The 12,010-nt window shown below is 43.7% G+C and carries 10 protein-coding genes; 2 read left to right on the top strand and 8 right to left on the bottom strand.

Going from position 1 to position 12,010, the window contains the following annotated elements; genetic code table 11:
• Positions 1-5 precede the first annotated feature (5 nt).
• From rpiA to BQ7394_RS17795, 5 genes are read right to left on the bottom strand one after another with little or no spacing between them, the layout of a single operon-like run.
• Complete coding sequence (gene rpiA / locus BQ7394_RS17815) at positions 6-713, bottom strand: ribose 5-phosphate isomerase A (protein ID WP_075558658.1); 708 nt, start codon at positions 711-713, stop codon at positions 6-8.
• Positions 714-726: 13 nt separating this feature from the next.
• Entirely contained in the window at positions 727-1,596 is an 870-nt protein-coding gene (locus BQ7394_RS17810) for a nucleoside phosphorylase (protein WP_075558657.1), read from the bottom strand.
• Positions 1,597-1,601: 5 nt separating this feature from the next.
• Positions 1,602-2,597: a flotillin-like protein FloA gene (gene floA, locus BQ7394_RS17805; RefSeq protein ID WP_028727014.1), complete on the bottom strand. Its 996-nt coding sequence runs from the start codon at positions 2,595-2,597 to the stop codon at positions 1,602-1,604.
• A 10-nt stretch (positions 2,598-2,607) separates the two neighbouring features.
• Positions 2,608-3,096, bottom strand: a complete 489-nt coding sequence (locus BQ7394_RS17800) for an NfeD family protein (RefSeq protein WP_075558656.1) — start codon at positions 3,094-3,096, stop codon at positions 2,608-2,610.
• A gap of 16 nt (positions 3,097-3,112) precedes the next feature.
• Positions 3,113-4,552, bottom strand: a complete 1,440-nt coding sequence (locus tag BQ7394_RS17795) for a tetratricopeptide repeat protein (protein WP_075558655.1) — start codon at positions 4,550-4,552, stop codon at positions 3,113-3,115.
• Between the two features lie 109 nt (positions 4,553-4,661).
• On the opposite strand from BQ7394_RS17795, the gene BQ7394_RS17790 reads away from it, so the two are divergent.
• Positions 4,662-5,408, top strand: a complete 747-nt coding sequence (locus tag BQ7394_RS17790) for a PP-loop family protein (RefSeq protein WP_075558654.1) — start codon at positions 4,662-4,664, stop codon at positions 5,406-5,408.
• A gap of 3 nt (positions 5,409-5,411) precedes the next feature.
• Positions 5,412-5,783, top strand: coding sequence for a DMT family protein (locus BQ7394_RS17785; protein WP_028727018.1), 372 nt, complete (start codon positions 5,412-5,414; stop codon positions 5,781-5,783).
• Positions 5,784-6,342: 559 nt separating this feature from the next.
• Here the strand turns inward: BQ7394_RS17785 and BQ7394_RS17780 are convergent.
• The 3 genes from BQ7394_RS17780 to BQ7394_RS17770 form a co-directional block, all read right to left on the bottom strand.
• A complete protein-coding gene (locus BQ7394_RS17780) occupies positions 6,343-6,939 on the bottom strand; it encodes a zinc finger Ran-binding domain-containing protein (protein ID WP_075558653.1) in 597 nt (198 codons plus the stop codon).
• A gap of 81 nt (positions 6,940-7,020) precedes the next feature.
• Positions 7,021-8,799 carry a RagB/SusD family nutrient uptake outer membrane protein gene (locus BQ7394_RS17775; RefSeq protein ID WP_075558652.1) on the bottom strand — a complete coding sequence of 593 codons (1,779 nt, stop codon included), beginning with the start codon at positions 8,797-8,799 and terminating at the stop codon, positions 7,021-7,023.
• A gap of 15 nt (positions 8,800-8,814) precedes the next feature.
• On the bottom strand, positions 8,815-11,847 hold the full coding sequence (locus BQ7394_RS17770; protein ID WP_075558651.1) for a SusC/RagA family TonB-linked outer membrane protein: 3,033 nt from the start codon (positions 11,845-11,847) through the stop codon (positions 8,815-8,817).
• Positions 11,848-12,010: the final 163 nt, after the last annotated feature.

The following is a 12,010-nucleotide window of genomic DNA, read 5'->3' as shown; positions in this document are numbered from 1 at the left end:
CTGGCTTATAGTTTCTCGCTACTTAATATCTGAACTTCATAATGCATGAAAAGCCCGCTTTCTATCACGCCGGTAATGGATTTGATCGCATTTTCCAGGTTGTCCGGGATATTGTCGAAGCGGACATCGAGTATCAGATTACCGTTTTCAGTGATGACCGGACCGTCTTTGCCTTGTGCCATCCGGAGTTTTATTTCTACCGGGCTTAACGACCGTAATGCCTGATCTACATGGATCAACGCATCTGGAAATATCTCTACCGGTACCGGGAAGCGGGAGCCTAATTTCGAAACCATCTTGGAGGAGTCTGCAATAATAAATGTCCGCGGACTGGAACTGATCAGCAGTTTTTCTTTGAACATGGCTCCACCGCGTCCTTTTATCATATTGTGATTGAAGTCTATTTCGTCTGCCCCGTCGAAAGTCCAGTTCGGTTTGTGCTCCAGAAGGCTTGTCAAAGGTATGCCGAGTTTAGCACAGGTCATTTTTATTTCTTGGGAAGTCGGGATTGCCCGGATATGAAGTTGCTCGTTCCGGATACGTTCGGCAATCTTCAACAGGGCCAGATAAGCAGTCGATCCTGAGCCTATGCCGATAATATCATAGTCTGTTACCATAGAGGCTATCTTATCGGCAACCTTTTCTTTCTCCTCCCGGTTGGAAATCTCTTTACCCCATTCCAACGTATCAATGATTGTTTTCTCCCGTTCCATGATATTCTTTTAATCAAATACGTTCCAATACCGTTTCTATCAATCCTGTCAGTGAACCTTTATAATTTGTATTCATATTCTTATCCACACGGCCAGCGATGATACAGCAGATTGTCATAGCGCGGTGTCCCATCAGGGCGGCGAGACCAGCCAGAGATGAACTTTCCATTTCAAAATTGGTAATTTGCCGTCCGTTGTAATTGAAAGCTTCAATCTTTTCATTCAACTTGGGATCGGCAAGAGGCAGACGCAATTCACGTCCCTGCGGACCGTAAAAGCCGTTGGCTGCAATTGTAACACCACGAATGATATCGTCGCGGGTGATCTGTTCTATCAACGAATGATCGGCTGAAACGACATAAGGGGAAAGACCGGACAGCTTCCAGTTCAGCTGTTCTTTCAATGCAGCTTCAAAGGCTGTATCCCTGACACGTTCGGTATCTGCATAGAAATAAATAACCCCGTCGAAACCGACTGACTTCTCCGCTGCCACATAAGTACCCACAGGAACGAATGGCTGAAGACCTCCCGACGTTCCGACGCGTACCAGGGTTAATTGTTTGAATGCCGGCTTTACCGTGCGGGTTGCAAAGTCGATGTTTGCCAGTGCATCCAGTTCGTTCAGTACGATATCTATATTGTCCGTACCGATACCGTGGGAAACAACGGTAAGACGTTTTCCTTTATAGGTTCCTGTGATGGTATGAAACTCCCGGCTGGAAACCTCGCACTCCTGTGTGTCGAAGTAAGAAGCAACGGTTGAAACCCTGTCAGGATCACCGACCAGGATCACTTTGTCTGCCAGCTGTTCCGGCTTAAGATGCAGATGGAAAGCGCTTCCATCTGCATTTATGATTAATTCGGATTCGGGAATAACTCTCATCTTTTTTAGTCTTTAAGCGGTTTTGAAGGAGCATTGGCCGGCTTTGCTATGGCTTCGCGCATAGAAGTGTCCGCGTCGATGTTCTTCATTTTATAATAATCCATGATGCCCAGATTTCCAGAACGGAAAGCTTCTGCCATAGCTTTTGGTACTTCTGCTTCTGCTTCGATCACCTTCGCACGGGCTTCCTGGGCTTTGGCTTTCATTTCCTGTTCAAGGGCAACAGCCATTGCACGACGTTCCTCAGCCTTAGCCTGGGCGATATTTTTATCAGCCTGTGCCTGGTCCATCTGCAGGAAGGCACCGATATTCTTACCTATATCGATATCCGCGATGTCGATAGACAAGATCTCGAATGCTGTACCGGCATCCAATCCTTTACGCAATACCAGTTTAGAGATAGAATCCGGATTTTCCAATACGGTCTTATGACTTTCCGATGAACCGATCGATGATACGATACCTTCACCGACACGGGCCAGGATCGTTTCTTCACCGGCACCACCCACCAACTGCTTGATATTGGCGCGAACGGTAACACGGGCTTTGGCTATCAGCTGGATACCATCTTTCGCAACGGCAGTCACAGGAGGCGTGTCGATCACTTTCGGGTTAACCGACATCTGAACGGCTTCGAATACATCACGACCGGCCAGGTCGATAGCAGTAGCCATCTGGAAAGGCAGGTCGATGTTTGCTTTAGAAGCAGACACCAGTGCGTGAACCACTTTCTCAACATGTCCACCTGCCAGATAATGCGCTTCCAGTTCATCACGAGTCAACGTTTTAAGACCAGCTTTGTGCGCTTCGATCATAGCACGGGCGATAACATAAGGAGGTACATTACGGATACGCATCAGGAACAGCTGTATCAGTGAAATGTTTACACCCGAAACTTTGGCCGAGATCCACAGCAGGAACGGCACATAATAAAAGAAAATTGCCAGCAGCAAGACCGCTGCACCCAGTAGGATAAAAGGCAAATAGTTCAATTCTTCCATATAAATATAATTAAGCGTGAATATCTGTTTGTTCTATTTTCTTTACCAAAATGTTGTAACTGTCGACACGAACGACTTCAATCGGCGTATTTTCGTCTATCAGTTCGTCCATCGACTTGGCTTCGACTGTGACACCCATGATACGCGCTTTGCCGATAGGGGCAAGGCGGGAAAGTGTGACTCCTTCGTCGCCGGGTTCGATACCCAGGTCGCGGCTGGAAGTCAGCTTCGAGTCAACATCCGTTTTCAGGGCTACCCTGTGAAACGATCGGGAACGCAATAACCATACAAATGCACCACCGAAAGTCACTAATGACAGGAATAAAGTGATGTGTCCTGCCATTTCTCCTACCGAATAAGCGTAAATGACACCTGCGGCAGCAAAAAGGAATCCTCCGATTCCGGCAATCGTTATACCCGGCAGTAAAAATATTTCCAGCAGGATAAGCACGATGGCTACCAGCATTAAAAAGACAATAATGGTTATTTCCCAGATCATAATAGTTGTGGTTGTGTTATCTGTTACTTTTTAAATAATTAATCTCCGTGTTACGGGCTTTCTTTTCCAATTCGTCAGGTTGACTGAGCAGATTGTTCAATTGCTCTTCAGCCTCGAGAATTGTCGGTTTAAGCTGTTCCTTTTTTGCACTATTCCCGGAAGAATAAGATGCTCTGAGGTCAGCCAGCTTTTCATTCAGTTCTTTTATCTGTTTGTTCAGCGAAACAACTTTTTCGTAATAGCTTTTCGCTTCGGGACTTTTTATTTCATCTAGCTTATAATAAACCAAACTGTTGTTTATCACGAATTCGAAGTCTTTTTCGATTTTTGCTTCACCGTAAGGAATTTCTTTATGTGCCAGTTCGATCAGGCTGGTGTAATCGCTTCCTGGTTTCCATGAATCCTGTATGGAGGTAATGGCGGCACGGGCGCGTTTTACTTCTATATCTTCGCTTTCTACCCGGCTGTGTTCGTTGTTCGGAATGAACAGGTAGACACAAACCTTATCTTCCGGCTGAAAACGGTCGGAGACGAACCATCCCAATTCCTTTGTCTCGTCATAAACCATCATGTAGTCGTTGAAGGGGGAATTGAAAGGCATACTTAGTTGTTCCGGAGCCAGATAAGTATCAGAGTTGATGTTATAACGGGTAACGAACAGGTCATAACCGCCTAACGAACCGTTTCCTTTTGAGGCGTAATAAATCGTTACACCGTCAGACAGGACAAACGGATAGTTGTCGTCGCTATTGCTGTTAATATTCATTGGCAACTGTTTTTCATCTCCCCATTTATCCAATAGCTTGGATTGTGTAAAGAGGCAATAATGGTCGTTGTCGGTTGCATGTGCGTAATAGATTTTATCACCCTTCTGATTCATGTAGACTGTTGAGGCAACAGGCTCGTTCGTCTGGAAGAAATCTTTGAACGAAGCCAACGTACCGCTTTCTTCACTCAGGGTATAGGCGGCGAGGAAGTCTTCTTTATCGACTACAAGGCTGTCGATTATCTGGACATCTTCCGTCTTCTCCATCATGCGGTGTGCATTTTCAGCCAATGATAGTTTGTCGTCGAAAGCCTGTGTATCCAGCTTCTTTTTAGTCAGCAGTTCTATGTATTCTTCAAGCGTTTCAGCTGCTTCGTCGAAACGATAGGTCTGAAAGTAGACATCCGACAGGTAACGGTAAGCGTCTTGTACTTTACGTTTCACTGCCACTTTCAGGTGTTTTTCCGCACCGACCAAATCGCCTGTTTCAAAACAGCAGACGCCATACCAATGGTTGTAGGATGAATTACTGGGGGCTTGTTTTACCAGCTTCTCAAATGCGGGTTTAGCTTCGGCATATTGCCCTTCGTTGTATAGTTTTTTTGCCTGGTCCAGGCTTTGAGCCTGCAGGCCGCTGCAAAGTAACGTAATTCCAATTGTGTAAAACAGTTTCTTAGATAACCGGCTCATTTTCTCTTGTTGTAATATAATTATACTGATTCAAAGATAATAATATTTTTAGTTAGGCATACAATTCATTGGATAAATATCTATTTTTGTGCCCGATTTAAAGATAAATATGGCAAAGTTGACTCCAGAAGAGCTCCTGTTCAGGAAAGTAGAAGAGAAGGTGAAGAAGGCTATTTTCGAATATGACCTGATAGCTAACGGCGATCGTATCCTGATCGGATTGTCGGGAGGGAAGGATTCGCTTGCTTTGGTCGACCTGCTGGGACGTCGGTCTAAAATATATAATCCCCGCTTCGAAGTGGTGGTTGCCCATATTGTGATGACCAACATCCCTTATCATTCGGATATGGAGTATCTAAAGAGTTGTGCCGACGAGCATAACTTGCCGTTTTTCATCCACGAAACGAGTTTCGATGCTTCGACGGATACCCGTAAATCGCCTTGTTTCCTTTGTTCCTGGACACGCAGGAAAGCATTGTTCGATATTGCTAAGAAGCATAGTTGCAACAAGATCGCGCTAGGGCATCACCAGGATGATATTATTGAAACGTTGCTGATGAACATGACGCATCAGGGGGCGATCGGGACGATGCCTCCGCGACTGAAGATGGATAAGTTCGATATGGAGATCATCCGACCGATGTGTCTGGTCGAAGAAAAGGATTTGATCCGTATCGCTGCCTGGAAAGGGTATCGGAAACAGATCAAGAACTGCCCTTACGAATCCGGCTCCAGCCGTTCGGATATGAAAGAGGTGCTGGCACGGTTGGAGGCTATCAACCCGGAGGCGCGTTACAGCATCTGGAACAGTATGTCAAATATACAACCGGATTATCTTCCTCAAAAAAAGAAATAAATTATGCAGGGATTTTATGCAATTCTGTTATTAGTCGTATCGAATGTCTTTATGACATTGGCATGGTACGGTCATCTGAAGATGAAACAACAGTTCAGTTGGTTTGAGAGTTTACCGTTGATCGGTGTTATCTTGTTTAGCTGGGGGATTGCTTTCTTTGAATATTGTTTTCAAGTTCCCGCCAACCGGATGGGATTCCGTGAGAATGGGGGGCCGTTCAACCTGATACAATTAAAAGTGATACAGGAGGTTATTACTTTAGTGGTCTTCATCGCTTTCAGCACGATCGCTTTTAAGGGAGAATCCTTCAAATGGAATCATGCACTGGCTTGTTTGTTGTTGGTTGCAGCTGTCTATTTGGTGTTTAAGAAATAATTGGCATCAGTGGTTCAGTTTTAGTCTAATTTGAGTATCCTAACGCATGAATACTGACCTTTTAGTTCAATAATCCTATCTTCTTTTCTTTTTGTCAGCTATCGAACGCTTGTTTGTCAGTTGTCAAACGCTTATTCGATAACTGTGAAACAAGCGTTCGATGACTGACAAACAAGAAAGAGATGCTAACTTTCATAATAAGAAGTCGTTATCTATCCTGTTATTATCTACTGTCCCTGACTTACTTTTGCTTGAAGGAGTGAACTAAAAACAGATGTTGATATTAGGTATGAATATGAAGCATTATTCTAAAAGTAGAACCGTTTCCTTCATGTTGTTTATAAATCCTTCAGTGGTAAATTTTGTATTATCAGTTGTTTAGTTATATTGCTGAAGGAATGAAGGATTTATTTTGAAAAACTTTTGTTGAATCCAAATAGTTACGCTGAAGTTCCATATAAGAATATCATTTATTCAAAACACGGAGCTTCAGCGTAATTTGTTGAGATGTAATCACTTTGCTTTGAAAGGTGATTTTCTCGATCGATAATCTTTCTGATTAATTTTTATATTCTTTGTTTTCTGCTCCGCAGGCGGCACATTTAGGAATCCAAGAATTCAATAGCCCACAAGTTGAACATCTCCAATGTTCCGGTATTGTTCCGATATCTGGTGTTCGGTTACTGCTTCCGGAGGCAACTAAGTCAACACTTCCTTCATATGCCATATTTAAAGGAACATTATTGATTTTGGTTATGGCTAATCTTCCATAACCTTGTTGGTCTGACTCGGTAAACTTTATATCTACGAAACAGTTGTGAACACCAGGCTTAAGTACTGTAGCGATGGTACGAAAAGAACCTCCGTTATTTGGATAAATTCGAACATTGGTTCCTATACCTGCTTGATAATGGCATCCGTTTGTTCCTTCAAATGCAAAGATAAAAGTATATTCAGCCTCTTCTGTACAATATATTTGTCCGGAAATTGAATTATCGCCATTAGAAAGTGTATATGTCTTTATATCCTTAAAAAGAGAAAACGAATTAACAGATGAGCGAGTCGTAAGATCAGGTTCAGGATCTATAATAACCGTATTATCACAAGCGAACAGTGTCAGTAATAGAGTGAAAAAAATGTAATATAATTTATTCATGATTTTAATCGTTTGACTTAATAGAAACATAAAAATAACAAAAGAGAGTATGTCACATATTGGCATACTCTCTTTTGTTGATTAATTTAAAATAACTCCACTATTGTCTGTCGGATTTTGTGTCAACGTGCTACCACTTGGGTAGGAGTTAATGGCATCCTGCGAGATATAGAACGTAACGCGGTAGTCGGTAGCCGGTATATCTTTCGTTGCTTCGTGAGGACCGGGATAACGGCGGTACAATGTATCGCCGTTGCGGAATACATCAAAGCTGCGTTCGGCCTGATAAGCCAATTCAAGTTGACGCTCTTTGTCAATCAACGTGGAGGCATTGTTTGCATCCAGAGATGAATAACCGGCACCGGGGATAGAACGCTCGCGGATAGTGTTCAGATCGGCTAATGCTTCACTGTAACGTCCTAGCTTAGCATATGCCTCCGCACGGTTAAGATAGATTTCGCCCAAACGGGAGATGATTGGAGAATGAAGATGTGAGTCTTCACCTTCGCGCGAACATTTTGTGATATAAAACTCCGGATAAACACGGTTTAATGACATCTGATAGTCGATAACACCTGTGTAGGTTTCTCCGTCAGAATAAGATATCGAGTAGATTTGCTGTGCTTCGTCTACTACAGTCATCGGATAAGTTTTTTCTTCTCCTTCAACAACTTCCGTACAGCTGTATTGGTTGCCGTTCTTGTTTAAGGTTGCTTGCACGTAGTTGAAGTTTGTGTGTTCACCACTTGCGTTGTATACTTTCTTGATAAAGCGGAAAACTTCTGTGTATTTGCCGTTATCATCAACCACATACTGTGGCTCAATGAAGTTTGCACGTGCATCTACAATCTTCTTCCGGTCAGGACGCCAGTCGTTGCGGCCTGTTTCGTTCAGCAAGTCAATATATTTGGCACTGGCGAACATTTCGCCCCAACCCATACCGCCGATGTTGGCATACATACCACCGATGCCGTAATAATGGTCGAAGCCAGAGAATTCGGAAGCTACCCGTTTTACAACGAAGATAGACTCTTTATTGTTTTCCGGTGTATAGGTGTTGTAGTTCATAAACTCGTTATGTGGTAACAACTGATAAACACCGGAGTTGATTACTTGCGTAGCATAGTAAACAGCCGAGTCTGCATATTGTGTGTTAGGATTTGAATAAGTACCGCTCATATATAAATATACGCGCGACAACATGGCTTGAGCAGCTCCGATGGATGCGTAGGCCGGACCTTCGTTGATAGTCAGCATGCTTTCTGCTTTGCGCAAGTCGGCAATAGCTTGTGCATAACTTTCTTCAACCGTTGAACGGTCTGGTAATTGTAAATTCTCAAGATCATCTGGTGTTCCGTTGACGATAGGTACCCCCAGATTTTTATTTGGCGCTTGATAATAAGGGCGGGAGTAGGCACGAGTAAGGTAGAAATACATCATACCTCTGATATAGTAGCATTCGCCCAACTTGTTGTCTATGTCTTCGCTTTGTCCTTCTTCAATCATTTTGATGATGTTGGAAGTCTGGGCTATGGCTTTGTAGCCTGAATTCCAGAAGGCATCCAGTCGATAATTCTCGGCAGTACGAGAGAAAGAGATGAATTCGTAGAATGCATCCGTGGATGAGCCTCGAATCATCATATTGTCGCCCGCATATTCACCGAGGCGGTGCATCGGGTCAGACCATGTTTTCAATTGGGCATAGGCGCCACGCACTAAGCCGTCGAGTGCTTTATTCGGGTCCGAAGTTATGTCTTCGGCCGCCATGCTTCCATTAGGCAATCGTTCGATATCGCAGGAAGTCAACAGTGTTCCTATGCAAACAGTTGCCAGAAAGAATTTCTTTATATTAGTTTTCATATTTACTTAGCTAGTTTAGAATGTTAAATTAAGACCGAACATGAATTTGCGTGTAGACGGATAAACTGAAGGACCGGCAGAGCCGATAACAGAAATTGTTCCGTCGTCATTGGCTTTAGCTGGTATTTCCGGATCTACACCCGAATAACCGGTGACTGTGAACAGGTTTTCACCAGCAAAGAAGATGCGCATATTCTGGATGTAATACTTGGGCAGACTTAGGTTATAGCCAATAGTAAGCGAACGCAGTTTCAGATAATCGCTATCTTCCAGATAACGGCTGGAAGGGCTGTTTGCTTTTGATTGATTATTATAAGATGGAACAGGATGTGTTGCGATATCGCCAGGTTTTTCCCAACGATTCCATCCATCTTTCAATTTCATCTGGTTGCGGTCGGTGTAAGTACCGTCGGCATCATATTCTTGACGGGAATAGTTATAGATCTTACCACCGAGAGAGAAACCGAATACGGCATTCAGATCAATGTTTCTCCAGCTTAATGAGGTGTTGAATCCACCAAACAGTTTCGGTGTAGATGGTTTGCTGATCACAAGGTCGGCCTTTGTGTAATCATCTGTTATGACACGGCTGCCGTCTTCTGTGGTAGTGTACCATTGCGGAGCTCCGTTTTCCGGGTTTACGCCAGCCCATTCTTTTACATAGAATGCGTCACTGCTATAGCCTACCTTCAGAATTTTCGATGCTTCACCGGCAATACCTATACCACCGCCAATAACGACTTCCATATTAGGATCGTCCCCATACAGCTTTTCTACTGTATTCTTGTTGTGTCCCACGTTGGCTTCGAGGCTCCAGTTCCAGTCTTTAGTGCGGATAATGTCACCACCTATAGTAAGTTCGATACCTTTGTTACTGATTTCACCAATATTTTGCCAACGACTGGTTACACCTGTAAGACCAGATAGCGGGGTCTTGTAAAGTACGTCTGTCGTGTACTTATTATAGTAATCGAATACAATGCGCAGGCGGTTATTAAACAAGTTGGCGTCCACGCCGATACCGAATGTGGCTGTTTCTTCCCAAGTTAAGTTCGGATTGCCGACTTGGCTGATCAATGTACCCGGTATGCCATCATAGTTGGCTGAAATTGAATAAAGGGCATATTGCGGATAATAATCACCCGGGCGGTTACCCATGATACCGTATGAAGCACGAACTTTGAGTGCGTCTACCCATTTTGCATTGAACCAATGTTCACGACTGATATTCCAGCCACCACTAACTGAATAAAAATTACCATAACGGGCGTCTGAACCGAAGTTGGATGCTCCGTCGCGACGAAGAGATAGCTCTGCCACATAACGGTTATCGTATGAGTAGTTTCCACGGAAGAAGTAAGATTGAACTGCCGATTCAGTTAGGCTTCCTCCCACTTTTTCAGGTAAGGCAGTTACATCCAGCACCTCAAATCCAGGAGCGAACCCTGTTCCTATAGCCTTGATGGCTTTTCCTTGATAGTCTTTGAACTCGTAAGCCAATACGGCATCTACCGAGTGTTTGCCAAACATTTTGTTGAAGTTCAACAACTGGTTGGTATAGCGGCGGCTCGTATTGCTTTGGTATTCTTCGATACGACCATTTACGCCGGAGGCTCCATTGCTTCGCGGATCGCTATATGATTGATAATAATAATTTGTGTATTGGAAACTGTTTACTGAACGGAATGTCAACCAATCTGTAATCTTAATATCGAAATCCAAGTTACCAAGGAACTCGTAAGTCTTATAATCAGTATGATTGCCATACGAAAGATCGTTCAGGTAGTTTGTCTGCTGGCTGTTGACCCATCCTTGGTAACGGTCGGGAACCAATTCGCCGTTTTCTTTATAAGGACTGTCCCACGGAAACATGGAGTACATAGATGTAACGGAATACTGTGCATCCTCTACCGTACGCATTGCTCCTGAAACAGAAGGTTTAATAGTCAACCATTTGAATGGTTTATAGTTTGAACGATAGCGGAAGGTGTAGCGCGAATAGTCGTATCCTTTTACAGCTCCCTCTTCGTCGTAGTATCCGACAGAGAAGTATGAACTAAGCTGGTCGTTTCCTCCTGAGAGTGATATGTTATAATCTTGTGTAAAGCCGGATTGAGTGGCCAGATCCCACCAATCGAAATTGGAGTTGCGCAATTCCGAGTTCCAGCGAGGGAAAGCAACCATTTCCGGATTGTTGAAAGAGGCGTAGTAGTCATATAGTTCCGCTCCATTCATCATTTCCAGTTTCCCGTTGTTCAACGTGCTGATACCTAGTTTGGCAGAAGCGTTTATCTGTATCTTGCCGCTCTTGGCCGCTTTGGTTGTAATAAGGATAACACCGTTTGCCCCTTCCGAACCATAGATGGCGGTAGAAGCAGCATCTTTCAGGATAGTCATAGTTTCAATGTCCGAAGGATTCAGTAATCCGGCACCGTCCCCAACGATCACACCGTCGATTACCCAAAGTGGAGCTGTCGAACCACTTAATGTCGCTTTACCGCGTACCACAACTGCACCGCTTGAACCCGGTTGTCCGGAACCCGGGGCTACGTACACTCCTGATACCTTACCATTTAGCATGTTTTCAACTGAAGGTGTTGTGATGTCGGTCAGTTTCTCTTCTTTCAGGGTTTGCAAAGCACCCGTTAAACTTTCTTTTTTCTGAACGCCGTAACCAACGATTACAACTTCTTCCAAAGCTTGAGAATCTTCTTTCAGGTCGATCTTGATAGTAGACTGTCCGGTATAGGGGATTTCTTGTGTGATATAACCGACGAAAGAAACCTGAATGATGTCTCCGCGCTTCAAACCTTCTAAAACAACCTTACCGTCGGTATCGGATACATTACCCGTAGTTGTCCCCTTCACAATCACAGATGCTCCGGTTACTGGGCCTAGAGCATCTTCCACAACGCATGTCACTCTTCCCGTTTGTTGGGAAATACTGGTACTAGGCTCTGCTGGTGTAGTTCCTGCAAAAGTTGTTCCTGGGGAAGCTAGTGTTCCCGCCAGTAGAATAAAGCTAACTAAATTTAATTTTTTTCGCATGGAAATTTAGATTAAAAATAATATTTGATGTATAAATCTTTCTATCCCATGAACCAAAACAGATTTTACTTTTTAGATTTGGCATGTAGGATTTGTGTTAAATCATAGTTCTAAATGGACTATGGTTGAATTTTTCTTAGACAATATTTTTCTTGGTGTAGCT

This window comes from Parabacteroides timonensis (genome assembly GCF_900128505.1).
In the GTDB taxonomy this organism is placed as follows: Bacteria; Bacteroidota; Bacteroidia; order Bacteroidales; family Tannerellaceae; genus Parabacteroides; species Parabacteroides timonensis.
This window is presented reverse-complemented; position numbering and strand designations above follow the sequence as displayed.

What these genes read in the sequence shown, in the direction of transcription:
- BQ7394_RS17775 (WP_075558652.1), bottom strand. Translation starts at nt 8,799, where the DNA reads ATGAAAACTAATATAAAGAAATTCTTTCTGGCAACTGTTTGCATAGGA.
- BQ7394_RS17795 (WP_075558655.1), bottom strand. Translation starts at nt 4,552, where the DNA reads ATGAGCCGGTTATCTAAGAAACTGTTTTACACAATTGGAATTACGTTA.
- BQ7394_RS17800 (WP_075558656.1), bottom strand. Translation starts at nt 3,096, where the DNA reads ATGATCTGGGAAATAACCATTATTGTCTTTTTAATGCTGGTAGCCATC.
- BQ7394_RS17810 (WP_075558657.1), bottom strand. Translation starts at nt 1,596, where the DNA reads ATGAGAGTTATTCCCGAATCCGAATTAATCATAAATGCAGATGGAAGC.
- floA (WP_028727014.1), bottom strand. Translation starts at nt 2,597, where the DNA reads ATGGAAGAATTGAACTATTTGCCTTTTATCCTACTGGGTGCAGCGGTC.
- BQ7394_RS17785 (WP_028727018.1), top strand. Translation starts at nt 5,412, where the DNA reads ATGCAGGGATTTTATGCAATTCTGTTATTAGTCGTATCGAATGTCTTT.
- BQ7394_RS17770 (WP_075558651.1), bottom strand. Translation starts at nt 11,847, where the DNA reads ATGCGAAAAAAATTAAATTTAGTTAGCTTTATTCTACTGGCGGGAACA.
- BQ7394_RS17780 (WP_075558653.1), bottom strand. Translation starts at nt 6,939, where the DNA reads ATGAATAAATTATATTACATTTTTTTCACTCTATTACTGACACTGTTC.
- rpiA (WP_075558658.1), bottom strand. Translation starts at nt 713, where the DNA reads ATGGAACGGGAGAAAACAATCATTGATACGTTGGAATGGGGTAAAGAG.
- BQ7394_RS17790 (WP_075558654.1), top strand. Translation starts at nt 4,662, where the DNA reads ATGGCAAAGTTGACTCCAGAAGAGCTCCTGTTCAGGAAAGTAGAAGAG.